This is a genomic window from Roseimicrobium gellanilyticum (assembly GCF_003315205.1).
Taxonomy (GTDB): domain Bacteria; phylum Verrucomicrobiota; class Verrucomicrobiia; order Verrucomicrobiales; family Verrucomicrobiaceae; genus Roseimicrobium; species Roseimicrobium gellanilyticum.
The window spans coordinates 746,201-770,061 of record NZ_QNRR01000001.1 but is presented as its reverse complement, the minus strand read 5'-3'; the positions used below and the strand labels follow the sequence as shown (position 1 = coordinate 770,061).

The following is a 23,861-nucleotide window of genomic DNA, read 5'->3' as shown; positions in this document are numbered from 1 at the left end:
ACGTGTTAGAGATTCCAGGAGTGGATCATCACCGCATTCGCGCGCTGATGCAGGAGGATGCAGTCCAGCACATCCAGCGGGTTGATGGGGATGATGCCGGGGATGAAGGCCTTCTCCGTCTGGCCGTAGAGGGCCTGGGTGGAGAAGCGGCAGGCATAGATCTTGCCGCCCTCGGCCATGAAGGTGGCGAGGCGCTTGTTCACCAGCAGGTGGCCGGGGAATGCCTCATCTCCCAGCGTGGGAAAGCCGCGCTGGAATCCGAGGGTGACGCCGGGTCCATACAGCAGGATGGAGGTCTCGTAGCCCTTCCGCAGGAGGCGGGTGGCATTGAGCGTATTCACCAGGCCGATGGAGCCTTCAAACGCCACGCCGTGGAAGGTCACGAGTGCCTTCTCGCCGGGATTGGCCTTCACGTCCTCAAAGACCTTCTGTTCGTAATCGACGAGCACGTCGCCGTCCTTGTGAGCTTCCAGTTTTACTTCGGGCATGTTCGGTGGGTATTGGAGTTTCCAGAAATGCCGCCCCGCGGGTTGATGGTCGCAGTGCGGCGCACGCCTGAGCATTCAGCAGTCGGGATGCCACCCACCGTGCCAGGTCATGCCGGCGGAGGGAGGATTCGTGCACATCGTTGCATGATTTCATTTCGCCGTTTGTGCGGGGCTCTGGTAGAACGGGTCAATGTTTTTTCGACGCACTCTCTCCGCTGCCTTTCTGGCATTTGCCTGCTCACAGACACTGCTGATGCAACACGCGAATGCGGCGGACTCCATCGATACCGGCGATGCCTCCCAGCGCGGCAAGAACATCCAGCGCACCATGCGTCTGTTGGCGGAAAGCACACCGCAGAAGAAGAACACGGTGCGCATCCTCTTCTATGGGCAGAGCATCACGGCGCAGAAGTGGACGAAGCTCGTCATCAAGGATCTGAAGAAGCGCTTTCCGAATGCGAACATCGTCTCAGAGAACCGGGCGCTCAGTGGTTACAGCTCGCACCTGCTGGTGAAGACGGCGGAGACGGACCTGTATCCCTTCCAGCCGGACCTGGTGATCTTCCATGTGTATGGAGCGCACGACAAATATGAGGACATCTTCAAGCGTCTTCGCGAGCGCACCGGGGCGGAGGTCTTGCAGCAGAATGATCATCTCGGCGCGAAGGACAAGATCGTGGAGGATACCGACCCCGCGAAGAATGCCATCAACAGCGGCAACTGGAATGGCTTCATGAACTTCACGTGGCTGCCGAAGATCTCGCGCGTGTATCAAACGGAATTCTGCGACCAGCGCACCATCTGGAAGAACTACCTCACACAGCAGAAGCTGGAGCCGCAGGCGCTGCTCACGGATGCGGTGCATTTGAACGAAAAAGGCGAAGCGGTGATGGCCGCTGCTGTGATTTCCTATCTACGCTATGACCCCAAGCTTGGGCCTTCACCCGCGGAGGCATGGACGAAGGACTATGTGGTAGGCAAGGATGTGAAGTGGGAGAATGGCAAGCTGACGCTCGACTTCGAAGGCAGTGCGGTGGAACTCGTCGTGGCACCCGGCACGAATGCGAAGCCGGTACAGGTGAGCATCGATGGCAAGAGACCCTCTGAATTGAAAGAGCTCTATGGCTTCACGCGCGCGGTCGCAAAGCCCGGTGGTCACTGGCCGGTCATCATGCCGCTGCACTCAGTGAAGATGCCCCTCGTGGAAGACTGGACCATGGAGGTGAAAAAGGAAGGCTCTGATGACAAGCTCTTCTCCTTCACGCTTTCCGGTTCCAAGACGGGGGCGGATGGTGAGGGGCGCAGCGACCAGAAGTTTGTTTCGAAGTCAGGACGCATCGTCATCGAGCCGGAGGATTGGGGTGTTGCCTTCCCCATGGGCATGTCCGGGCTCAAGCCGGTGCCGGAGAAGTTCACCGTGAAGTGGAGCATCGTCCCGTGGTTCATGGATACCTTCCAGGCACCGATGGTGGTGGAGCCGACTGTGGAAACGCCGGTGATTCTATTGCAAGGATTGGCGAATGAGAAACATACGCTGGAGCTCACCGGGGGAACGGAGTCTCGTATTCAGGCGATTCGAGTTCGGACGCCTCCTCTGAAGGTGTTCTCGGACAAGTAGCAGGACGCAACGGTGGGTGCAGCACACTATTCCGTGAGCAGCTTCTGAATGGCCTCCAGTGCAGCGCCCGGTGGGACGGGGCCGGTATCGCGTCCCCAACTCCAATGGTGGAACTGCTGATTATAGAAGTAGCCTTGATCGAGAAAAACCTGAAGGCGAAGGTAGTAGGTCTGCCCTGTAAAAACGTTGTCCTTATAGCCCAAGTCATAGTCGAGCCGCAGGTAATCTCCAGCCTCGTCACCGCCAACAAATTGGCAGGTTTGATAGGTGGCGGTTGGATGGGCTATGGCCATGATATCGGGACCACTTCGGTGAATTTTACGCTCCAAATCCTTACCGAACGCATTCAGTCCCACCCCCAAGAACACGCAGAAGGCTACCACGCCCGCTACCGCCAAGAGAACGAGGAACACACAACCAAAGGTACCGCAGCCACATCCTTTTTTGGCGGGCGCCTGGACGTAGACAATCTGGGGTGAAGGTGTACCGGCAGGAAGAGAAGGAGGCTGGGCCATGAGTTCAGGGGGGTGCAGTTGATTGCGGAATCTCCACACGACTAGCGAGCGGCGTCGTTGATGTTTCTATTGCGATTCCAATTTTCTTGAGGACGGGTGTTGACGGTCCACGGGTAACTATCACTGGCATCCACCCGATAGGAGTACTCCCTTGCTTGCTCGTAGGTGCGACCACCGGACGATTGACCGTGGGCCATGGAGGCAGGGTAGCCGCCATCGGAGGCGGCGCAGCCGATGACACCAAGTGAGCTGAAAGCGACAGCAAGGCGGGAGAGAATGACCTTCATGGTAGTGGGACACTGCGGATGAAATGCGCAGTCTGACAGTTGGTGCGGTAAATAGTGTGGATTCACCGGCACATGCCGAAGCCCACCGCCCGGGTGTAGCAGGTGCGGGGCAATTGTCTCTGCCCGGGAAGCCCCGGTTGCGGCACCTCCCACCTACGGGAGCGCTTTCATCTCAACGACGTGGAAAACCGCCTCGCTGCGACTGCTGCCAACGGCGAAGATGGGCCGGATACCTACTTTCGAAGGGAACCAGCCGCCCGTCTGGGAACAAGTGTTCCAGTCCCCTCTCCATTGGAAAATTTGAGACCCATCCACATCGACCGAGAGGCCGGAATTCCTCACACGAAGGATGATTTCATGAGGCACGCCTGAAAGAAGCCAGCGGGGACGGGTGAGCCTTGTGGGATTCTTTTCAAACAAGCCCAGGCCTTGGACATGCTCCAACCCCGCGAGCATCAAGCTTTGCGACGGTAGGGGGGCATCCAGTACAAAGGCTGCGCCCCGATCACCCTTTCGAAAGGCGATCTGGATGCTCTCCTCCCGGGTGTGGCGGGTCACACACACGCGCAAGTCATACTCGGCGGGCAATGCCCCTTCAAAGGGAAGCTCGCATGTGCCGAGGAATGTGGGCTGCACAATGAAAAGCCCTTCAGGCCCCAGCCTCCATGCGCCGGTCAGCGAATGGTTCGCAGGATCTACATTCTTCAGCAAGTCCTTCCAACTGGGGTCGGTGGCACTGCGTGGCGAAGGATCGCCGGACATGCCGAGGCTGCGTTCAGGGACATCCAAGTCAGACTTGCCACGAACAATGATCGCCCCTTTTTGTCCCACGGCGCACTGGAACAGATCCCGGTGACCCCAGAGAGAGTTGAGCCTGGACTGGACAGGAAGGCGCACCGCAAGCCAATCGAACTCATCGCCCTTCAACATCCAGCTGCGGTCCGTGATGGACCACGCCAGGCTATCGGAGCCGCTGAATCCCAGAAAGGTGAAACGCGCGCCGTCGGGACCGAAGTAAGGACTGTTTCGATAGGGCTTCCATCGATTGGGCGCCTCGCGGAACATCATGGTACCCTCCCTGCCCGAGGCAACGACTCCCGTGGGATCCATCTCGCAAACATGGTGAATGTCCATCTGCGTTCCCGAATCCTCGGCCTGCCAGCGACGACCGTCCCAGTGCATGACAAAGCCATGGTCCCCGGCCGCCCAGATATTGTTCACTTTGACTCCGAAAAGGGAACGCAGGGTCCGGGTCGTGCCGCTGGACCGCGTCGACCATTTCATATTCTCCCATCGACAGAGAGAGCCGTTCTCTCCCGCGGCCCAGGCGTGATTTGGACAACAACAAACAATGGCAAGCAGCCTCTCCGTAGTGCCAGACGCCATGGTCTCCCACTGTCCTGCGCGGAAGCGCAGGATGGTTCCGTGGTCGCCAGCGGCCCACACGCACGTTCCATCTTGTGTGCCCACGACGGCAAACAGGTCCTCCAAAGTGCCTGAGTCCATCTTTTTCCAGGAGGATCCATCAAAGTGCAGAATCGTGCCCTTCTGGCCCACGGCCCACACGTTGCGTGGATCCCACCCCCAAACGCAGTGCAAGTCGGTATCGGTGATGGGTGGCACCACCGTCCATCCACTTCCCGCTTCTTCCGGGGCATACGCCAAGGTAGTCGGCCTGTCTTCGGGCATTGGTTCTGCTTGTCTCTCAGGCCCTGGCGCGGGTGGAGGGGGCTGCGTTTCGGAAGACGAGGGAACTGGAACAGGGCTGTACCAGAACATGATTCCGGCAGTGGCGAGCAAGAGCAACGGCAACGAAAACGCCACAACCCAGAGTAAGGTCCGATGCCGGCTGACCGCCGTCTTTCGGATCCTGTTCAGATCCCCCTTCATGGTGCTTACCTGTTGGTAGCGGCGCTCAGGCTGCTGCTGAAGGGCCTTTGCCACCACTTTATCAAGGCGGCTGTCGAGATTGACCCGGCTGCTCAGCTTGTCCAGAATCACTTGAGGACGCTCGCCGGTCAGCATTTCATAGAAGAGCACTCCCAGAGAGTAGATGTCTGCACGTTCATCGGCAGCCCGTCCCTCGCGCTGCTCGGGAGCCATGTAATCCGGTGTGCCCATCACCTGATTTGTGCGCGTGAGTGCGGGCTCGGCGCCCTCCTGCTTCTGGATGAACTTGGCGAGACCGAAGTCAGCGAGCTTTGCCTGCCCTGAACGGGACACCAGCACGTTGGCAGGTTTGATGTCCCGATGTATCACGCCCTGGCTGTGAGCATACTCCAGGGCCTCGCAGATCTGCACGACAAGGTCGAGTGCTTGTCGCGGTTCGAGGCCATCACCACGAATGATCTGGTGCAGGTTGGCCCCTTCCACATACTCCATCACGACATAGTAGTTCCCCTCCTGCGTCTGCCCGAAATCGTGAATGGTAACGATTCCAGGATGGCTCAACTGGGCAAGCACGCGTGCCTCCCTACGGAACCACTCCACAAACTGCTGGTCCTCCGCCAGGATGGCCGGCAGCAATTTGATGGCCACCTTCCGCTCAAGGCCCAGTTGATGCGCGAGATATACAGCTCCCATGCCGCCACGCCCCAGGAACTTCTCGAAGCTGAACTGTGGGAGCATGCCAGCCACATCATTGAGGTCTGGGGGCTCCCAATCGGAAAGCTGGGAATTGGCTCGCACGGTGCTTCCCACGGCCTGTACCACGTTGCCCTCGGCGCTATCAAGTGCGCGCACCGTATCGGAATCCTGTCCGCGAGATGCCGTCACGGGCGGGGGAGATACGTCTTCACTGAAATCCATTTCGCGGGAGGGAGAAGTGAAAAGCAGCTATCCTTGCCGGGGCAATTCATAAGGAAACCCATTTCCGCTTTCAGCACGGCGAAGCACGCTCCACTGAGACGCAGGGAAGATTTGTCCAGTCTGGCATGAAGTCCTCATGTTCGCAGTGGATTTAGCCCACACTCCCACCCCGACGCAATCAAATTTCCTCCGATGAATTTGCACAGTCTCCGGGCTACTGCGCAGCCGTATGCGTGCAGTTTGAATTCATGGACAAGATTGGAATCGGGATCACATTCCTGACCACGCATGAGCCGGTGATATGTCGTCCCTCCTCTACACCACCACCTTCATCGCCACACTGGGCAGTGGGCTTGTCGCTGGCATCTTTTTTGCCTTCTCCACGTTCATCATGAAGGCACTTGGCAAGCTGCCTCCGGAGAAGGGCATCGCGGCCATGCAGTCCATCAATGTGGTGATCATCAATCCGTGGTTCATCCCGCTCTTCATCGGCACGGCGCTGCTCTGTGTGCTCATCACGGTGCTCACCTTCGTGCAAAGACCTCCTTCGGCCATGACATGGCTGCTCATCGGCAGCGTGCTGTATTTCGCCGGCAGCTTCGTCTTCACGATGATGTTCAACGTCCCGCGCAACAACGCGCTGGATGCTGTGGATCCCTCCAGCGCGGAAGGCGCGAAGCTTTGGGCAGACTACCTCGTCACCTGGACCTTCTGGAACCACGTGCGCACGGTGGCCTCGCTGGGGGCGATGGCATCCTTCATCGTGGCGTTGAACAGACTTTCCAGCTAGAGTGTCCGAACGCACGGCCCCTCCGTTTCGTTCCCTCCAGCCTCATGAGAAGCACGTTTCGCTCACTGTCACTCCTTGGCATCCTTGCCCTCTCTTCCTGCGGTGAAAGCACCTCGCCTCCAGCCTCAGGCAATGCGACTGATTCCCCTGGCGACACATCGCTTGTAGCCAAGGCCAAGACACTGACTCGCGACGCACTCTCCAGTGTGCAAAAGGACTGGGATGGCTTCAAGACCAAGCTCACCGCGGTGGATCTCTCCAGCGCGAAAAAGGCGTTGAACGGAGTCGACCTCGCAGCGGCCAAGGCTCGCTACGATGAACTCTCCACCGCCTTGGAAAAGAAGGACTACGTGCAAGCAGAGTTCTACGCGAAGAAGCTGGATGACCTGCTCGCGTCCGACATGGTGAGCAAGTCCATCGAGTTCCTGAAGGTGGAGTCCCAGAACGGAACCGACGCCGCCATCAAGGCCGTGAAGGACTACATCGACACCCCGGGCCTGACGGAAGGCAGCAAACAGTTCGGTGAAAAGATGCTGGGCTACTTTCAATCGGTGAATGTGAATCGAGATGATGCAGAAGGCGTGCTGTTCCTGGCGACCTTTTACGTGGTACGCTCTCAGATTCCGATCGACGATCCGCACCTGAAAGACGCCGCAGCCACGCTGGCGGCAAGCGCCATTCCCCGTGGATTCCATGCCTATGACCTGCACACCAAGGAAGGCGTCGAAATCTCCGATGCCATCCTGCGCTCCCTGGGCTCCAACCAGGACGAGGCTGCAAAGGCCTGGAGTGAGATCGTACAAGCGGGGAAGAAGGGTGTGGATGGCATCAAGAAGGAGCTCATGGAGAAGTCCCCTTCGCCAGCGAAGGAGTAGAGAAAGCAACGCTGACTCTAGAAATCGGCACCCATCGCTCCTCATTTTTATGGTGGATCAGTGTCCGCGGCTCATTCGGTGAGGCGCTTGGACGAATTCAATTCGCGCGCGTCTCAATTGCCGCCATTCTGGCGGCGCAGCGTAACCCTGCCTCCGAAACCCCGATCTCCTCCTTCAAGGTACTCGCTGCTTTTCAATCCCCCAAAATCACCCCTATGCCTGACACTCCAGAAGAAATCGCCCTGCGTCAAAAGGCGTTGGAATTCAATCAGAACAGCCGGACCTCACCAGCGCTCACCAATCGTACCACCCCACAGGATTCGCTGGATACGGTGCTCTCGGCTAACACTACGGTGAAGTACTCCGACTCCGGGGCTGGTGGAGCCATTCTGGTGATGCCGGGGCAGGATCTCGCCGTGGGTGCCGCCATCAAGATCGAATCCTCCGCCTCGGTGAAGGTGGCGGAAAAGTGCTCCAATGTGATGGAGAACTTTTTCCAGAACGCCACCGGGCCCGCCCCCTTTGTTGCACCTCGCATCACCGTGTATCGGGCAGACGATTTCAATCAGGACCCGAATCTGCAGGAGAAGCTCGGGAACACCATGGACGAGCTCAAGAATGATGCCAATACACAAAAGCGCTGGGGATTTGAGCGCGCCCGGGAAGGAGTCGAAAAAGTCACAAGTGGCAACACGGCCGTGTTGATGATGGAGTTCGCCGACGGGGTGCAGGTCAACAAGCTCCCGATCGAGGAAAGAGCGGCACTGGTGCGTAGTGAGGCTTTCGCGCAGAATCTCGGCAGGGCCATGGCTCCCACAATGGCTCTCGGACTCACCGACCACGCAGGCGCGAATGAGAATCAGGGCCTCAAGGCAAACATCTCCAATTTCATGTACTCGCCGAAGACGGGCACGCTCTCCGTCATCGACTACGACAGCACCCTTACCCGATTGGACGCCAACGATCCGAACAAGATCCGCATTGGGAACTCCAACGTCGCCAGCAACGTGGGGGACATGCGGACCTTTTTGGAAAAGGCGACCCAGAGTCCGGAAGCCTTCGAGAAGGCTCTCGATGACATGGTGAGTTCAGAAAAGCAGACGCCGTTCACCTCGATGATGAAGGCATTCACCGAGCACAGCTTTGACGGCATGTTCGGCCTGCATGAGCGCGTCCCGGCTCCAAAGAAACAGGGCAAGAAGGAACCCACGCCTGAGGGGCAGGCGCCTCCAAAAAAGGAGGAAAGGCCACTCACGCCTGAGGGCCAGGCGCTCAGAGATTTCTCCCAGGAAGAAAGGAAACAATTTGCGGCCAACCTTCTCGTCGGAGCCATCGATGGGCTGGAATACATGCAGAAAAACCAGCAGGCGCTGGAGAATGCCGTGAACCAGACCCACGAAGTGGATGAGAACGGCCAGAAGGTGGAGCACTTCTACAACGGGGAGCAGATGGATGCCCTGAAGCAGGAGCTGACCAAGGTGGATGCTCCCACGCTGAAGACGAATATCGGACAGTGCATCGACGCACGAAATCTCGCGCAAAGGAACGACCTTGTTACCTACATTGCGGACCTGGACAAGAAGACGGTCGATGCAAACAACAGGCTCAGCGCGGTGCAGGCAAAAATCGATAGTCTGAAGGAGCACCCCTCAGCGGGAGATCGCCTCAAGACGCTCTTCAGTTCCAAGGAACATTCTCCAATGCAAAAGCTGGAGAACGAAAAGCAGAAGATCAAAGAGGAACTGGCCCTCATCGCGGACGTGAAAGGGATGGCGCAGAGCAAGCTGGACTATCAGGATCAAATGCAGCTTCAGGCAAAGATCCCGCCCATCCCCCAACTTCCCCCGCCTCCTCTGCCAGGCATCCCAGGGAATACAAACGTCAACACGACGACAACCACTCTTACCGATTCCACCAACGTCGGACTTGGCAACAGTGGCCAGCAACAAGGCGTCCCTCCACCCAGATCCGACATCGGTGTGGGTGGACACCGTTCCCTGCGCGATCTGCATCCCGAACTGGACCACTCGCATGGCACCCATCAGGGCGAGTCGCAGGGGTTGAAGACTGGAGAGAAGTCACCCAAGCTCAATGACAGCAGCGGTCACCACTCACTCCGGGAGGACCATCCTGAGTTTGCGAAGCACCTCAGCCAGTCCCGCGACCACTCCCAAAGCCAGTCGCAGGGACCGCACGTCAAGCAATAACCTCCCAAGCTCCGTGAGGTGAATGGTGGCGCTGGCCAGAGCTGAGGCTCAGTACAGCGCCACGCTCGAATCGATCTCCTTCGACCATGCGTTGATCCCGCCGGTCACATTCCACACATCTTCAAAGCCGGCATCACGCAGCAGCCCCACGGCCTTCGCACTGCGGCCACCGGACTTGCAGTGCACCACGAGCTTCTTGTTACGGGAGAGTTCATCCATGCGTTCACCCAGCTGACCGAGCGGGATGTGCGCTGCGCCGTCGATGATGGCGATGTCGCGCTCAAACGGCTCACGCACATCCAGCAGGGTGAAGGGTGCGCCGCTTGTGCGAAGTTCCTGAAGTTCCTGCACGGTCATGGCGGGGATGGCGTCTTTCGTTTCAGTGCTCATGTGGGGATTCTTAGAGGAAGGCAGGCCGCAGAAGCCCTCATAGTCGATGGGCGCGGTGATGGAGGGTTTATCACCGCACACGGGGCACTCGGGGTCGCGGCGGAGGTTGAAGGTGCGGAACTTCATGCTCAGCGTGTCCACGTGCAGCAGGCGGCCCACCAGTGGCTGGCCAATGCCGGTGATGAGCTTGATGGCTTCCGTCGCCTGCATGGTGCCGATGAGTCCGGGCAGCACGCCGAGCACGCCACCCTCCGCGCAGGAGGGTACGAGCCCGGGTGGTGGCGGTTGCGGCGCCATGCAGCGGTAGCACGGTCCACCGAGGTGCGGCGCGAAGACAGAGCACTGTCCCTCAAAGCGGAGGATGCTGCCGTAGATGTTCGGCTTCTTCAGAAACACGCACACATCATTGCTCAGGTAGCGTGTGGGGAAGTTGTCCGTGCCATCGATCACCACATCATACTTCGCCACGAGGTCCATGGCATTCTCACTCGTGAAGCGGAGAGAGTGCAGTTCCACCTGCACATGGGGATTGATGTCATGCAGACGCTTCTGAGCGGACTCCAACTTGGTACGGCCCACATCAGACGTGCCGTGCAGGAGCTGGCGCTGGAGATTCGATTCCTCCACCACATCCGCGTCAATGATGCCGATGGCGCCTACGCCCGCAGCGGCGAGATACATCGTCACCGGAGAACCCAGCCCTCCCGCTCCAATGCACAGTACCCGCGCCGACTTCAGCTTTTCCTGCGCCTCCACGCCAAACTCCGGCATGGAGAGATGACGCGCATAGCGGCGCAGTTCGGCGGGGGTGAGATGTGGGTCAGCGGGCACGGCAGGACGATGGGACACGGACGAGATACGTATGTCGTGGGCAGGAGATTCGCAAGACCGGGGATTGAGCCTCCCTCTTGACTCCTGCCCCAGTACCCTTGACCATCGCTTTTATGACAAATTGGACACCTCCCCAAGCCACGAACCTCGTGGACCTGGGCTTCATGGACTCGCGCAGCAAGCTCATCGACCTTGCCGCCTTCCTTGATCGCGTACAGCGCTCCGGACAGGACGGAGACTTCCGCGTGCAGGCCCTGAAACGAGCCATCACACTGCTGCAGAAGAACGAGCCCCAGCGTGCCAGGGAGGTGCTGCTGAGCTTCAGCGATCCCAGCGAGGAGCCCATTGCGAAGGCGACGGTTCAGGGGGCGATAGGAGCGTATAAGGGACAAGATACAAGGGACAAGGGATAAGGGAACTTCCGACCATGAACCTTTTGAATCAGGAATCAGTCGTGAAAAAGCCGGTCCACACCCTCTCGCCCCCAGTCTCAGGGATGCTTCCCCTTGTCCCCATTCCCTTGTCCCTTATCCCTTAATTTCATGCCCTACATCGAACCCCACGGCCACATGGTCAGCCGCACCACGGATGACTACGAAAAGCTCGCACTCGCAGGCTGTGTGGCCATTTGTGAACCTGCCTTCTGGGCTGGCTTTGACCGCTCCGGACCGCAGGGTTTTTATGACTACTTCCGCCAGATCACCGAGTATGAACCGAAGCGCGCGGCAAAGTTTGGCCTGAAGCACTTCACCTGGCTGTGTATCAATCCCAAGGAAGCGGAGGACACGGTGCTCGCAGATGAAGTCATGGCGCTCATTCCGCAGTTCATCAACAAACCTACCGTACTGGGCATCGGCGAAATCGGGCTGAACAAGAACTCGCGGAACGAACTCATCGTGCTCGAAAAGCACATCCAGATCGCCGCGGACCATGACCAGCTCATCCTGGTGCACACGCCGCACCTGGAGGACAAACTGAAGGGCACGCGCCTCATTCTGGATGCGCTGAAGAATCACTCCAAAATCAAGCCCGAACGCGTGATCATCGATCACGTCGAGGAGCACACCATCGACCTCGTGCTGGATGCTGGATTCTGGGCGGGCATCACGCTCTACCCGGAGAGCAAGTGCACCCCGCATCGCGCAATCGACATGCTGGAAGCTCGCAGAGGTGAACAGATCTGGATGAACTCCGCCTGCGACTGGGGCGTGAGCGATCCGCTAGCGGCGCCGAAGACCATGCTGGAGATGCGCAAGCGTGGCTGGAACGAGGCCATGATCCAGAAAGTGGCCTTTGACAATCCCGTGGCCTTCATGAGCCAGACCGAGAAGTTCAAGCTGTAGACCGGACCACCATGCGCCACCTTTTCTTCACTGCTCTATTTTGGAGCATCGCCGCTGCAATGCCGGCGGAAGAAAAGGCGCCTCTCCCGGCCTTTGCCATTTACCGGACCGTGGAGGTGGCAGCACCGAATGCGAAGGAGTTTTCCTTCAGGAGCGCCGATGGGACCAAGGACATCACCGGGTGGTTCGTCGAACCTCCCCTGGTGACGCTCAAGGACGTCTACCAATTCAATGCCGTCGCGGTCGAGTATGGCGCACGCCCCTGTCCGGGCTTGGGCGTAAGATTTACCAATCCGGGAAATCGCGCCTTGGAAATAGCGACCAAAAGGTACGAAAAGGCGAACTACTTCATCGTAGCAGGTGGCAAGCCCGTGGGCCAAATCGAAGGAGGTGAATTGTGGAGGATTGGGACGCTCCGCCTGGGCCTTAGCATCACCCTTCCTATGAACTCTGGGAATCTGAACGACACGTTGGAAAAGAGCGTGCACGAAGCGATGAAGGCGTTGCGGAAATGACGGATAAGGAAGCACTGGCGCGGTTCGGACTGCCTTCGGACGTCGCAATCGACCGCCACTAGACATGGTTGACGAGTGACCCATGACCATGGACCAATGACTTGTGTCCCTGCCATCCATTGCCCTCATTGCCGGAAGCGGCGTGTATCCTGAAACCTTCGTCAGCGCCGCCCGCAAGGCCGGCGTGAAGAGGCTCGTGGCGGCGGGATTCATCGATGAGACCCGGCCCGATCTCGAGCGGCAGGTGGATGCCATGGCGTGGTTCCGTGTGGGCCAGCTCAGCAAGATGATCAAGTTCTTCCGGAAGGAAGGCGTCAAGCACGCGGTGATGGTGGGTCAGATTGCGCCAAAGAACCTCTTCGACCTGCGTCCCGATCTGCGCACGCTCATGATGCTGGCCAAGCTGAAGAAGCGGAATGCCGAATCCCTCTTCGGCGCGATTGGAGACGAGCTGAAGAAGGACGAAATTGAGCTGCTTCCCGCCACCACCTTCCTGGAAGACTACATGCCCGGAGTCGGCCATGTCGCGGGTCCCAATCCCAAGGATCGCCGCTGGGAGGAAGCTGAGTACGGTTTCGAAATCGCCAAGGCCTCCAGCAAGCTGGACATTGGTCAGACCGTCGTGGTGAAGAAAGGCACGGTGCTCGCGGTGGAGGCGTTCGAAGGGACGAATGAATGCATCAAGCGCGGCGGCACTCTCGGCAAGGGCAGCGCGACCATGGTGAAGGTGAGCAAGCCCAATCAGGACATGCGATTCGATGTGCCTGTAATCGGGCCGGACACCATCAGCAACGCCGCCGCCGCCGGGGTGGACGTCATTGCCGTGGAGGCCGGGATGACCTTGATCCTGGACCAGTCGGAAGTCTTCCGCCGCTGCGCCGAGCTCAAGGTGAGCCTGCTGGGCATGGGGGAGAAGAAGGGGGAGTAGGAGTACATTCCTCTCACGCAAAACGTACGCATCCTCGGGAGCATACCACCCCAATGCCTGTCATGGCTCGCCTTGCGTCTTGGAGTGCGTGTGGCAAGCGCTAAAGCGCGACACCGCTTTGAGCGGAGGGATGGAGCAGGCGTGGCCTTGCTATGGCATAGGAAATCACTAGATTCGCCTCATGGATGGCAAAAAACCCACGCCATGGCCTCATGCTCCCCCGCACCGTCTGCTTGAAGGCGGGACCTAATTCGTCACTGCGTCCACCTACAACAAGCAACATCATTTCCAGGGCAAGCATCGTCTCGCTACCTTACATGACAGCCTGCTACGGCACTGCCACGACCATGGTTGGCGGCTTCAAGCTTGGGCTGTGTTTTCCAATCACTACCACCTTGTGGCGCAGTGCGCGGACTCAGATTTTGCAGCTCGGTTGTCTGGTCTCGTTGGCCTCTTGCACGAGCAAACTACCAAATACGTCAATCGTGAGGACAACACCGTTGGGCGCAAGGTCTGGCACAACTACTGGGACACGTTCTTGAGCCATGAGAGGTCCTACTTTGCACGTCTCAACTATGTTCACCAAAATCCGGTCAAACACGGCTTGGTAAAGGTGGCAGCAGAGTATCCATGGTGCTCAGCCGCATGGTTTGAGCGCACCGCGCCGCCCTCGCAGGTGAAGGCCATTTACCGGTTCCAAACAAGTTGGGTGCAAGTGGTGGATGACTTTGAACCGTCCATGGAGTGGTGACAGCATTCAGGGATTCCGTTGATCCTATTCAAAGGCCTTCCATCATGGGCTTCGGTCAAAGCGGTGTCGCGCCTTAGCGCTTGCCACCGCACTCCAAGACGCAAAGCGCGATGGTACACGCTGGAGTTGAGCAGGTCATAGATTCTTTTGGTTGAGGCTTTCCATCGGAATATTTTGCACTTGCCTCCCCCTCCCCTGTTGGCAAGGTGCGCGCTCCATGAGTGAACGGATTAAGGTCGGTGTTGCCGGTGTCGGCGCGATGGGAAAAAATCATGCCCGGGTGCTGGCATCCTTGGAAGGAGCAGAACTCACTGCCATCTATGACCTGGACCAGGCACGGGCTCAGGAACTGGCCTCCCAATACCATGCCAAGGCAGTCTCCACCTTGGAGGAGCTCACTTCCCTGACCGATGCCGTGGCCGTGGCCGTACCCACCGTCGCGCATCGCTCCGTGGCTGGTCATCTCCTGGAACACGGCCGCCATGTGCTGGTGGAAAAGCCGCTGAGCGACAGCCTCAAAGAAGCGCAGGAACTCGTAGCGCTGGCCGATGCCAAGAAGCTCGTGCTGCAGGTGGGCCACATCGAGCGCTTCAACCCCGTGATGCGCCAGCTCGAGGAGCGCATCAAGCTTCCACGCTTTATCGAGGCCACACGGCTCTCTCCCTTCCCCAATCGCAGCATGGATGTGGGCGTGGTGCTGGACATTATGATCCACGACCTGGAGATCATCCTGCACCTTGTGCGTTCTCCCGTGGTGAGTGTGGACACGGTCGGCATGCCCGTGCTGACAAGGCGCGAGGACATCGCCAATGCGCGCATTCGTTTTGAGAATGGCTGCGTGGCGAACGTGACCGCCAGCCGGGTGAGTGACAAGAAGATGCGCAAGATCCAGGTCTTCCACCTGGAGGGCTACATCTCCCTCGACTATCAGGAGCAGACGGGACACATCTACCGCCGCGATGGCATGAGCATCGCGCGTGAAGAGGTGCTGGTGGAAAAGGAGGAGCCGCTGAAGCTGGAGCTCGCCGCCTTCCTCCAAGCCGTGCGCGAAGGCTCCCAGCCGAAAGTGACCGGCCAGCAAGGGACGGACGCGCTGCATCTTGCGATTCGCATCACGGAGGACATTGCCAAGGCCACGGCAGCGCTCCGCCCATGAAGAAGATTTTCATCCTCGCCGGTGAAGTCAGCGGTGACACGCACGGAGCAGGTCTCATGCGCGCCCTTCAGGATCTCCATGGGGAACTTGAGTTCTCCGGCTTCTGCGGTCCGCAGATGAAGAAGACCGGTGGCGCAAAGATGCTCGACTGGGTGGAGCAGGCCGGTGTGCTGGGCTTGTGGGAAGTGTTGAAGATGTACGGCTGGTTCAAGCAGAAGATGAGCGAGGCCCTGGCTCTCGTGGCTGTTGAAAAACCGGACGCGGTGATCCTCATCGACTATCCCGGCTTCAATCTGCGCTTCGCCAAGGCCTTGCGTGAAGCAGGCTTTGACCGTCCCATCATCTATTACATCAGCCCACAGGTGTGGGCCTGGAAGAAGGGTCGTGTGAAGACCATGGCGAAGCTGCTGGATCTGATGATCTGCATCTTCCCCTTTGAGAAGGACCTCTACGAAAAGAGCGGCCTGCGCACCGTCTTCTCCGGCCATCCGATGGTGGATCGCACCAAGGCACTGCATCGCGGCTGGGATCGTGAAGCGAATCTCGTGGGCTTCTTTCCCGGCAGCCGTGTGAATGAGGTGAAGCGCCACTTCCCCGTGATGCTGCAGGCAGTGAAGCTCATCCGCGAAGCCGTTCCCGAGGCAAAGTTCGCCGTCAGCGCCGCGAACCAGAACCTCGCGAACATGATGCGCGCCATGGCGGAGTCCGCAGGGCTGCCGGAAGCCATGCGCTGGATAGAAGTGGGCACCGCCAGTGATCTCATGCAGCGCGTGCAAGTGGGCGCAGTGGCAAGCGGTACCGCCACCCTGGAGGCGGCGTGCTTTGGCCTGCCCTACGTGCTGGTGTACAAGGTGAATGCCCTCACGTACGTGGTCGGCAAGTCGGTGGTGAAGATCAAGCACCTCGGCATTGTGAATGTTCTCGCCGGCGAGACGGTGGTGCAGGAACTCGTGCAGCATGAATTCACTGCGGGAAGCGTGACGCAAGCACTCATCACACTACTCAAGGATGAAGCCGCACGCACTGCGCTCACCACCCGTCTCGCACAAGTCGTGGCCACCCTGGGTGAAGGCGGAGCCTATCGCCGCGCTGCTGAGGCTGTGATGAATCAACTGCGCATGGAGGAGGCGGAACAGAAGGCCCTATGAGTGACACCCCTCCTCTTGAATCTGGTGAAGCTCCGGCCAAGGCAGGTTGCGTGGTGCGGGCGTTCATCATCGCCCTGCCCTTGGGGCTGGCCTTCATGATACCACTCTCCCTCTGGATCTATTATCAGAAGAAGTATGCGAAGGAAGAAGCAGCCACTTCGCACCTCGCATCAATGTTGCAGCGTGAGTTGAACTCTGTCGACTACGTCAACAACATAAATACAATCGACAGCGCAGCAGGCGATGCTTCAACAAGCAAGACTGAGGTTGTCGCGAAATTCGTCGAATCCAAGATGGGTTTCGCCAATATGGGCTACAACATCGAACAACAATCGTTTGATGTGGATGGCAAAAAGGCCTCCAATCTTGTCGTCGAACTCCCTGGCAAGAAAGACACCAGGGAAACGGTGCTGGTGATAGCTGGCTACGACACCCCAGACGCCAGCGGCATCTCTGCCCTGATGTGCGTAGCCCATGCGATGACCGGTACGACTCACAGCCGCACCATCCGCTTTGCCGCAGTGACCCACTCAGATGCTGCAGACACGAAGGCAAACGGCATTGAGGTCCTCGCAAAGAAGATAGCGGAGTTGGAAGTGCCGGTGAAGAAGGTGATTCTCTTCCACCCTGCTTTGAAAGCGACCCCTGCGGCATGGCAGAACGCAGAGATCACATCACTGGCATCTGAGCTCAAGGATCCCACCCCGACTCCGCTGGACATGCTGCAGCGGCTGAAGAAGGCGGTGGAGACGGCGGCGGATGAGTGAGTGTGTAGCCTGGCGAAGTTGAGTCGAAGGCCTTGGACTGCGTGCAGCCTGCTGCCGCTTTGAAGAGTCCGCAGCCCGCTGCGGCGATGGTAACATTCACTCGTAAGGTGGCGCGTCCTGAGGATTTGGCGACTTCGTCGCGATGCTACGTGCAGCAGGCTGCACTGAGGGAAAGCGGCAGCAGGCTGCGCGCAGTCCAAGGCCTTCGGCTCCAGATGCGACACTGAGGAGTGCATCTCTTCACTTCCCCACGTACTGCAAAATCTCCGGCAGCCTCACTAGATCGAGGTTCCCGCCTGAAAGCACCGCCACCACACGCTGATCGGCGAATCTTTCCCGTTGCTGCATCGCTGCAGCCACGGTCGCGGCGCCAGCACCCTCTGCAAGGTTGTGCGTGTGCTCCAGGATGCGTGCCGCGGCGATGCGGAGTTCCTCCTCGCTCACGAGGATCACGTCATCCATGAGCTCGCGCATGATCTGCAGTGTCATTTCCGCCGGCACGCGGGTGGCGAGACCTTCGGCCCAGGTGTTGACAGAATCGTTCGTCTTCAGCGTGCCAGTGCGCCAGGACTCAGCGACGGCAGAGGCGTTCACAGCCTGCACGCCAATGACCTTCGTGCGAGGATTCCGGTGCTTCGCCACAAGACAGGCACCACATACGCCGCTCCCAAGTCCGATCGGCACGAGCAGCACATCCGGATCCGGCAGCTTCTCAAAAATCTCCCAGGCGATGGTGCCCACGCCCGCAATCAACTTCGGCTCATTCGCCGAGTGCACATAGCGGAAGCCCCGTTCCTTTTGCAGTGTCGCGGCAAATTCCCGAGCCTCATCGAAATCCTTGCCGTGCTCGATCATCTCCGCGCCGAGCTGCTGGATGGCCCGGTTCTTGTCCGGATTGTTCCCCCGAGGCACCACGATGGTGCATTTCACGCCAAAGTGCTGCGCCGCAAAGGCGAGGGACTGGCCATGATTTCCCGTGGACACGCCCAAGATGCCCGCAGCCCGCTCTTCCGCGCTGAGCGTACCCACCAGGTTGATGCCTCCCCGCACCTTGAAAGCCCCAACCGGCTGATGATTTTCGTGCTTCAGATGAAACTCGCAGCCCAGCAGCGCGGAGAGTCCCGGCCAGTTCCTCAGCAGCGTGGGGCCCAGCACCCCGTGCACACGAGGCAGGGCATCAAGCACGTCAGCGTAAGTGACTGGCAGGTCGGTCATACGGCGAAAAAGTTCCACATGCGGGTAAAGTCCGGCCCGTCAACTGGAAAGCCCCCTTTCCGCGCGGATCGCATCCAGCCTTGTCATCCCCCGCTGGCTGCGCTTTGATTCACTTCCCCACATGATCGAAGTCGAAAACCTGACCAAAACCTATGTCGGCCGCACCGCGGTGGACGGGCTTACCTTTTCCGTGAAGCCTGGTGAAGTGGTCGGTTTCCTGGGGCCAAATGGCGCGGGCAAGAGCACGACCATGCGCATCCTGGCAGGTTTCCTTCCGGCGACCTCGGGCACGGCCAAGGTGAACGGCTTCGACGTCTTCCACCAGTCTGTAAAAGCCCGCCAGAGTCTGGGCTACATGCCGGAGAACGCCCCCCTCTATCTGGACATGAGGGTGAAGGAGTACCTGCAATTCCGCGGCCAGCTGAAAGGCCTGCATGGCAAGGATCTGCGCAAGCGCATGGGCGAGGTCATGGAGGCCTGCGTGCTCACTGAGGTACGGCGCAAGATCATTGGCACGCTGAGCAAAGGTTTCCGCCAGCGCGTGGCTCTCGCGGACGCCATCATCTCCCGTCCGCCTGTGCTGATTCTCGACGAACCGACGAACGGCCTGGACCCAAATCAGATCCGCCACATTCGCGATCTTTTGCACGCGTACCGCGCCCAGCAGACCATCCTTCTCTCCACCCATATCCTCAGTGAGGTGGAGCTCACCTGTGACCGCGTACTCCTCCTGCACAAGGGGAAGCTGCGCGCGGACGATACACCGAAGAACCTCGTGCGCCGCCTGCGCGTGGCGCGAGATGTACAGGTGGAGATTCAGGCGGAGGGCACGCCCGAGGAAACCTTTGCCTCGGTCACCGGCATCCGCAAAATCACCGAGGAGCGCGTCGATGGCTCCTGGCGACGCTTCACCCTGCGAGTGGAAGCCCGGGGGGACATCCGCGAGGCGCTTTCTGATCTCGCGCTGAAGAAACAGTGGCCCATCCGCGAGCTGCATCTGGAGCAGCCCCGCCTGGAGGACGTCTTCGTGGAGATGACCAGCGGCGATTGAGGCGCCAGTCATTCCTGTTTTCCTTTTTCACCCCACCCTTTCCCGCCTCCTCTCCCGTGCGTCTGCTACTCACCCTGTTCACCAAGGAACTTCGGAGCTTCTTCTTCTCCCCCATCGCCTATGTGGTGCTGGCGCTGGTGATGATCATCAATGGCCTCTCGTTCCGTGCCGCCATCACCGTGCTGGAGGCCAAGCCTCAAACGACCAGCATCGTGACCTGGACCTTCTCCTCGCAGTGGTTCTGGCTCAGTTATTTCTTCGTGTTCCCCCTGCTCACCATGCGCCTCTTTGCAGAGGAGCGGAAGCTCGGCACCTGGGAGACACTCTGCACCGCGCCTGTGCGTACGTGGCAGATCGTCTTCGCCAAGTACCTCGCGAGCGTGGTCTTCTACTGCCTGCTCTGGGTTCCCAGTCTGGCGAACTTTGCCATCTTCCAGACCATGACCAATGGCGCGGCGGAAATCCCCCACGGAGCCCTGCTGGGGACCTACATTCTCCTCTTCGCCATGGGCCTGTTCAATCTGTCCATGGGATGCCTCGCCTCCGCGCTAACGGCGAACCAGATCGTCGCAGCCGTGGTGTCCTTTACCGCAAGCCTGATGCATTTCCTCATCGGATTGTTCATCATCTACTTCCAGCGCGCGGAAACGAAGGCGTTCGTGGACTTCGTCTACTACATCGCCTCCGTGCAGCACATTGACACCTTTACCAATGGCCTGCTGGATACCCGACCGCTGGTGTATTACTCGAGCCTGTCTCTGCTTTTCCTGATCATCACGCATCAGGTACTTGAGTTCCGCCGCTGGCGTGTGTGAACCGGCCCTGCTGAATTTTCCGCCGCTCTTCTTCTCCTTCATTTTCGTCACCACGCATCCGTCACCACTTCATGGCATCTCCCGCGCCCACCACCGAGTCTGCGCCCTCCACGAGCAAGCCCAAGCCACTGCGCCGGCTCAGCATCGGGGTGAATGTGCTGGTGCAGCTCGCCATCTGTCTGGTGCTCTTTGGCCTGGTGAACTACCTCAGCTATCGCCATTATTGGAGGTTCGACCTCACCCCAAGCAAGGACTACACCCTGAGCGAGGCCACCACGGGCTACATCAAGGAACTGAAAAAGGACGTGGAGCTCACCGTGGTCTTCACCCGGGACTCGCCCATCATGACCGACGTGCACACCTTGGTGGAGGAATACCGCCGCGCCAAGAAGGTCCGCGTCAAGGTGGACGTGGTCGATCCCGCCCGTGATGTCGAACGGGCAGAGGAACTCAAGCTGAAGCACGGCCTTCCACTGAAGGGAAATGGCGTTCTGGTCCGGGCGAACAACCGCACCCGCTTCATCACGGAGGAGGAGATTGTCATCCGCGGCCTGAACCGCAGCAGAGAAAATCCCAGCACGGACTTCCGCGGTGAGGACGCCATCACGTCCGCCATCATCAGCCTCATTGAAGGAAAGACGCGCAAGTTCTACTTCATCGCCGGCAAGGGCGCGGCGAAAGAGGGTGGCAATGAACTCGCCTGGCTGAGTCTTGAAGATCTCGGCAGGCAGCAAAATTTTGAACTGGTGCCCCTGAACCTCGCCGAGGTGGAGGAGATTCCGCAGGATGCCACGGGAGTCGTGCTCATCGGCGCGCGTTACGACATCAGCGCCCAGGAGATGCAGATTCTGCAGGCCTACTGGCAGGAGAAGCGGGCAGCATTGCTGGTACTGCTGGAGCCCAGCGGCACCACGCCAAACCTGACCAAGTTCCTTGCAGACAATGGCGTGGCCCCCCGCAATGACCGTGTGCTCTATGCCGAAAGCACCCCCGCGGGACCCAAGAAACAATTCTCCGTGCAGACGCTCTTCCTGCCCGACTCGCCCATCTCACAGCCTTTCACAGAGGTCGCGTCCACCCTGAGCGGGCAGACCCAATCCCTCGCGCTGAAGCTGGACTCTGCGGATTTGCGTGCGCAGCACATCGAGGTGAAGGCACTCATGCAGGCGACGGACAAATACTGGGGCGAAATGTTCTACACAGAAACCCTTCCCGTGGCTGGGGAAGGCGATACCCAGCCTCCGGTATACGTGGCGGCAAGCGTGGAGCGCGGAGCGGTGAGTGATGAACGCCTCCGTGTGGACAGCTCACGCATGGTGGTGGTGGGGAACGCGTCCATGCTGGATCCCATGACCCGCCTCGGAGTGCATCAGGACTTCATCGCCGCCAGTCTGAACTGGATGATGAATCGCGAACGTCTCATCGGCATCACCATGAAGCGGAAGCAGATCTTCCGCATCCAGCTTACAGAGGAGCAGCGGAAGCAGATTTTCTGGGTCACCGCGATCATGATGCCCGGCGCCGTGCTCGGTCTGGGACTGCTGATCTGGAGCCATCGCCGCGCATGAAGCTCCGCACCACCATCCTTCTTTTCGTGCTGACGGCGGGATTGGCCGCCTTCATCGTCCTCTGGGAGCAAAAGCAGCCCGCCACTCAGGAGCGTCTGGCGAGGGAGAAGCGTCCCTTCGCCGTGGATGTCCAGCATGCGGATTCCATCGAAATTGTCGGCGCGGACCTGTCCCTGCGCCTCACTCGCGAGCCCGGTGGTCTCTGGTTCCTCAACAAGCCTGTGGAAGACCGGGCCAATCAGGAGCTGGTGAAGCAGTTCCTGGAGAGCATGACCGCGCTGACGTGGGTGGAAAAGCTCAAGAAGTCAGACATGCGCAAGGATGACTTCAAACGAACCGGGCTCGGCGAACCCTCAACTCGCGTGACCGTGCGGCAAGGCAGCGAAAAACTCCTGCAATGTTTCTTTGGCGCAACCTCGCCCGTGGAGGGCACCTCCTACGCCAGCCTCGGTGAAGATGCAGAGGACTTCTTCCTGGCAAAATCTGGTGTGCAGCCTCTGCTGGACAAGCCCTCCGACGACTGGCGCGACAACAAACTGGTACGCCTGAAGCTGGAGCACATCGGCCGCTTTACCCTTTCCGCGGGCACGGGTTCCATGGAGTTCACGCGCGAGCCCAACCAGCCCTGGCGCCTCACAAAGCCCATTCAAGCACGCGCGAGTGATGAGCGCGTGAGCAGTGTCCTCCAGGCCCTCCTGAAGATGCAGGTGAAGCCAGTGCGGGGCAAAGTTCCCACACCTCCGGCAGATCCCGGACAAGCCCTGCCGATGATGAAGGTCTCCTTTGGCACCGGGGTGAAAGGCCAGCAGCCCGTCGACGTCACCTTCCAGCCGCCATCTGCGGCAGGAGCCGAGATTGTGGCGGAAGTCGGTGACCGCAGCGGCACCTACCTGGCGCCCGCGAAACTCGCCGACTTCTGGAAGCTCCAGCCGAATCACCTGCGTGACCAGCGCCTCGGCCAGATTCCCGAAGATCGTGTGAGTGCCATCCGCCTGCACGGACCTGGCTTCCCCGAGGTGAAGCTCACCCGAGCAGGCGAGCTCTGGATGCTCCAGCGCTTCGGCAAGGAGGAACCCGCCAATCAGGCCCGCATCCAACGCCTGCTGGAGGGAATCAATACCGCCAATGTGGTCGACTTCGTGACGGACGCTGCCACGAACCTCGATCTCTATGGTCTGAACCAACCCTTCCTCACTCTCGAGTGGACTGTGGATGGAAAGACCACCTCTCTCCTGTTTGGCCAGGCCAACGATCAAGTGTGTGCGAAGTACGCGGACGAGACTTCCGTCTTCAAGGTGAATCCCCTCATGCCGTCCGCCATCATGCCTCCGGACTTGGTGAAGTGGAAGGGCACGCGCGTGATCAATGCGAGCATCTTCGCGGTGCGCCGCATCATTGTGGCGGAAGGAGACAAGCCCGCTCTCACCCTCCACTACAATCCGGATGACTCCACCTGGAAGGCGGAACTCGCCGGCGCGGATGTGACTGAGAAACTCGACAAGGCAGGTGCAAACACCCTGCTCAAGCAGCTTGCCAGCTTCGATGCGTCTGACTGGAGCGCTGACCGCTCTGCTGCCTTCGAAGCCCTGAAAGGTCCAACGCTCACGGTGCAAGTCCTCATCGCTCCTCCAGGCCAGCCAGACGCGAAACCCGAGGTGAAAACCCTCATCTTCGCCCCCAGCACTCCTGGCATGAGCACAGCCGTGTACCACGGCAGACTGAATGAGGAGCCCGACACTTTCCTCATCAGCCGCGATCTCTACCAGCAGCTTTCCCGCACGTTGGTGAAATGAGG

The 23,861-nt window shown here is 59.3% G+C and carries 21 protein-coding genes; 15 read left to right on the top strand and 6 right to left on the bottom strand.

Annotated features, from left to right (window positions below; translation table 11 throughout):
- Nucleotides 1-5: 5 nt before the first annotated feature.
- Nucleotides 6-488, bottom strand: coding sequence for an MSMEG_0572/Sll0783 family nitrogen starvation response protein (locus DES53_RS03060; RefSeq protein WP_113956723.1), 483 nt, complete (start codon nucleotides 486-488; stop codon nucleotides 6-8).
- Between the two features lie 190 nt (nucleotides 489-678).
- Between DES53_RS03060 and DES53_RS03055 the strand changes: the two genes are divergently transcribed.
- A complete protein-coding gene (locus DES53_RS03055; protein WP_113956722.1) occupies nucleotides 679-2,106 on the top strand; it encodes an SGNH/GDSL hydrolase family protein in 1,428 nt (475 codons plus the stop codon).
- A 26-nt stretch (nucleotides 2,107-2,132) separates the two neighbouring features.
- Here DES53_RS03055 and DES53_RS32385 read toward each other — a convergent pair whose 3' ends face one another.
- The 3 genes from DES53_RS32385 to DES53_RS03040 all read right to left on the bottom strand — a co-directional run bounded on the left by DES53_RS32385 (nucleotide 2,133) and on the right by DES53_RS03040 (nucleotide 5,683).
- Nucleotides 2,133-2,621 (bottom strand): hypothetical protein, encoded by a 489-nt coding sequence (locus DES53_RS32385; RefSeq protein ID WP_147263187.1) that lies wholly within the window; start codon nucleotides 2,619-2,621, stop codon nucleotides 2,133-2,135.
- A 41-nt stretch (nucleotides 2,622-2,662) separates the two neighbouring features.
- On the bottom strand, nucleotides 2,663-2,908 hold the full coding sequence (locus tag DES53_RS03045) for a hypothetical protein (RefSeq protein ID WP_113956720.1): 246 nt from the start codon (nucleotides 2,906-2,908) through the stop codon (nucleotides 2,663-2,665).
- 153 nt (nucleotides 2,909-3,061) lie between these two features.
- Nucleotides 3,062-5,683: a serine/threonine-protein kinase gene (locus DES53_RS03040; protein ID WP_170156808.1), complete on the bottom strand. Its 2,622-nt coding sequence runs from the start codon at nucleotides 5,681-5,683 to the stop codon at nucleotides 3,062-3,064.
- 334 nt (nucleotides 5,684-6,017) lie between these two features.
- Here DES53_RS03040 and DES53_RS03035 point away from each other — a divergent pair, with 334 nt between their 5' ends.
- From DES53_RS03035 to DES53_RS03025, 3 genes are all read left to right on the top strand, one after another.
- Nucleotides 6,018-6,506, top strand: a complete 489-nt coding sequence (locus DES53_RS03035) for an anthrone oxygenase family protein (protein WP_113956718.1) — start codon at nucleotides 6,018-6,020, stop codon at nucleotides 6,504-6,506.
- Between the two features lie 44 nt (nucleotides 6,507-6,550).
- On the top strand, nucleotides 6,551-7,381 hold the full coding sequence (locus DES53_RS03030; RefSeq protein WP_113956717.1) for a hypothetical protein: 831 nt from the start codon (nucleotides 6,551-6,553) through the stop codon (nucleotides 7,379-7,381).
- Nucleotides 7,382-7,596: 215 nt separating this feature from the next.
- On the top strand, nucleotides 7,597-9,588 hold the full coding sequence (locus tag DES53_RS03025; protein WP_113956716.1) for a hypothetical protein: 1,992 nt from the start codon (nucleotides 7,597-7,599) through the stop codon (nucleotides 9,586-9,588).
- A 48-nt stretch (nucleotides 9,589-9,636) separates the two neighbouring features.
- Here DES53_RS03025 and moeB read toward each other — a convergent pair whose 3' ends face one another.
- Entirely contained in the window at nucleotides 9,637-10,827 is a 1,191-nt protein-coding gene (gene moeB, locus DES53_RS03020) for a molybdopterin-synthase adenylyltransferase MoeB (protein WP_245958074.1), read from the bottom strand.
- Between the two features lie 80 nt (nucleotides 10,828-10,907).
- On the opposite strand from moeB, the gene DES53_RS03015 reads away from it, so the two are divergent.
- The 7 genes from DES53_RS03015 (at nucleotide 10,908) to DES53_RS02980 (ending at nucleotide 17,417) form a co-directional block, all read left to right on the top strand.
- Nucleotides 10,908-11,222, top strand: coding sequence for a hypothetical protein (locus tag DES53_RS03015; RefSeq protein ID WP_245958073.1), 315 nt, complete (start codon nucleotides 10,908-10,910; stop codon nucleotides 11,220-11,222).
- A gap of 129 nt (nucleotides 11,223-11,351) precedes the next feature.
- The gene (locus DES53_RS03010) at nucleotides 11,352-12,152 is read left to right on the top strand and encodes a TatD family hydrolase (protein ID WP_113956714.1); all 801 of its coding nucleotides are present in this window, start codon (nucleotides 11,352-11,354) and stop codon (nucleotides 12,150-12,152) included.
- An 11-nt stretch (nucleotides 12,153-12,163) separates the two neighbouring features.
- Nucleotides 12,164-12,667 (top strand): hypothetical protein, encoded by a 504-nt coding sequence (locus tag DES53_RS03005; RefSeq protein ID WP_147263185.1) that lies wholly within the window; start codon nucleotides 12,164-12,166, stop codon nucleotides 12,665-12,667.
- 103 nt (nucleotides 12,668-12,770) lie between these two features.
- Nucleotides 12,771-13,595 carry an LpxI family protein gene (locus DES53_RS03000; RefSeq protein WP_113956712.1) on the top strand — a complete coding sequence of 275 codons (825 nt, stop codon included), beginning with the start codon at nucleotides 12,771-12,773 and terminating at the stop codon, nucleotides 13,593-13,595.
- 968 nt (nucleotides 13,596-14,563) lie between these two features.
- The gene (locus tag DES53_RS02990; protein ID WP_113956711.1) at nucleotides 14,564-15,502 is read left to right on the top strand and encodes a Gfo/Idh/MocA family protein; all 939 of its coding nucleotides are present in this window, start codon (nucleotides 14,564-14,566) and stop codon (nucleotides 15,500-15,502) included.
- Entirely contained in the window at nucleotides 15,499-16,650 is a 1,152-nt protein-coding gene (gene lpxB / locus DES53_RS02985; protein WP_113956710.1) for a lipid-A-disaccharide synthase, read from the top strand. The genes DES53_RS02990 and lpxB overlap by 4 nt, the downstream gene beginning before the upstream one ends.
- A complete protein-coding gene (locus tag DES53_RS02980) occupies nucleotides 16,647-17,417 on the top strand; it encodes a zinc-binding metallopeptidase family protein (RefSeq protein ID WP_113956709.1) in 771 nt (256 codons plus the stop codon). Before lpxB ends, DES53_RS02980 begins: the two co-directional genes overlap by 4 nt.
- A 240-nt stretch (nucleotides 17,418-17,657) precedes the next feature.
- Here DES53_RS02980 and DES53_RS02975 read toward each other — a convergent pair whose 3' ends face one another.
- On the bottom strand, nucleotides 17,658-18,632 hold the full coding sequence (locus DES53_RS02975) for a threonine dehydratase (RefSeq protein ID WP_113956708.1): 975 nt from the start codon (nucleotides 18,630-18,632) through the stop codon (nucleotides 17,658-17,660).
- A gap of 121 nt (nucleotides 18,633-18,753) precedes the next feature.
- Here DES53_RS02975 and DES53_RS02970 point away from each other — a divergent pair, with 121 nt between their 5' ends.
- The 4 genes from DES53_RS02970 to DES53_RS02955 all read left to right on the top strand — a co-directional run bounded on the left by DES53_RS02970 (nucleotide 18,754) and on the right by DES53_RS02955 (nucleotide 23,859).
- Complete coding sequence (locus DES53_RS02970) at nucleotides 18,754-19,683, top strand: ABC transporter ATP-binding protein (protein ID WP_113956707.1); 930 nt, start codon at nucleotides 18,754-18,756, stop codon at nucleotides 19,681-19,683.
- A 56-nt stretch (nucleotides 19,684-19,739) separates the two neighbouring features.
- On the top strand, nucleotides 19,740-20,498 hold the full coding sequence (locus DES53_RS02965) for an ABC transporter permease (RefSeq protein ID WP_113956706.1): 759 nt from the start codon (nucleotides 19,740-19,742) through the stop codon (nucleotides 20,496-20,498).
- Between the two features lie 71 nt (nucleotides 20,499-20,569).
- A complete protein-coding gene (locus DES53_RS02960; protein WP_113956705.1) occupies nucleotides 20,570-22,066 on the top strand; it encodes a DUF7088 domain-containing protein in 1,497 nt (498 codons plus the stop codon).
- The gene (locus DES53_RS02955; RefSeq protein WP_113956704.1) at nucleotides 22,063-23,859 is read left to right on the top strand and encodes a DUF4340 domain-containing protein; all 1,797 of its coding nucleotides are present in this window, start codon (nucleotides 22,063-22,065) and stop codon (nucleotides 23,857-23,859) included. The genes DES53_RS02960 and DES53_RS02955 overlap by 4 nt, the downstream gene beginning before the upstream one ends.
- Nucleotides 23,860-23,861: the final 2 nt, after the last annotated feature.

Coding starts and splice junctions, on each gene's coding strand:
- DES53_RS03060 (WP_113956723.1), bottom strand. CDS start 488: ATGCCCGAAGTAAAACTGGAAGCTCACAAGGACGGCGACGTGCTCGTC.
- DES53_RS03045 (WP_113956720.1), bottom strand. CDS start 2,908: ATGAAGGTCATTCTCTCCCGCCTTGCTGTCGCTTTCAGCTCACTTGGT.
- DES53_RS02970 (WP_113956707.1), top strand. CDS start 18,754: ATGATCGAAGTCGAAAACCTGACCAAAACCTATGTCGGCCGCACCGCG.
- DES53_RS03005 (WP_147263185.1), top strand. CDS start 12,164: ATGCGCCACCTTTTCTTCACTGCTCTATTTTGGAGCATCGCCGCTGCA.
- DES53_RS32385 (WP_147263187.1), bottom strand. CDS start 2,621: ATGGCCCAGCCTCCTTCTCTTCCTGCCGGTACACCTTCACCCCAGATT.
- DES53_RS03010 (WP_113956714.1), top strand. CDS start 11,352: ATGCCCTACATCGAACCCCACGGCCACATGGTCAGCCGCACCACGGAT.
- DES53_RS03035 (WP_113956718.1), top strand. CDS start 6,018: ATGTCGTCCCTCCTCTACACCACCACCTTCATCGCCACACTGGGCAGT.
- lpxB (WP_113956710.1), top strand. CDS start 15,499: ATGAAGAAGATTTTCATCCTCGCCGGTGAAGTCAGCGGTGACACGCAC.
- DES53_RS02990 (WP_113956711.1), top strand. CDS start 14,564: ATGAGTGAACGGATTAAGGTCGGTGTTGCCGGTGTCGGCGCGATGGGA.
- DES53_RS02975 (WP_113956708.1), bottom strand. CDS start 18,632: ATGACCGACCTGCCAGTCACTTACGCTGACGTGCTTGATGCCCTGCCT.
- DES53_RS03030 (WP_113956717.1), top strand. CDS start 6,551: ATGAGAAGCACGTTTCGCTCACTGTCACTCCTTGGCATCCTTGCCCTC.
- DES53_RS03025 (WP_113956716.1), top strand. CDS start 7,597: ATGCCTGACACTCCAGAAGAAATCGCCCTGCGTCAAAAGGCGTTGGAA.
- DES53_RS03055 (WP_113956722.1), top strand. CDS start 679: ATGTTTTTTCGACGCACTCTCTCCGCTGCCTTTCTGGCATTTGCCTGC.
- DES53_RS02955 (WP_113956704.1), top strand. CDS start 22,063: ATGAAGCTCCGCACCACCATCCTTCTTTTCGTGCTGACGGCGGGATTG.
- DES53_RS02960 (WP_113956705.1), top strand. CDS start 20,570: ATGGCATCTCCCGCGCCCACCACCGAGTCTGCGCCCTCCACGAGCAAG.
- DES53_RS02980 (WP_113956709.1), top strand. CDS start 16,647: ATGAGTGACACCCCTCCTCTTGAATCTGGTGAAGCTCCGGCCAAGGCA.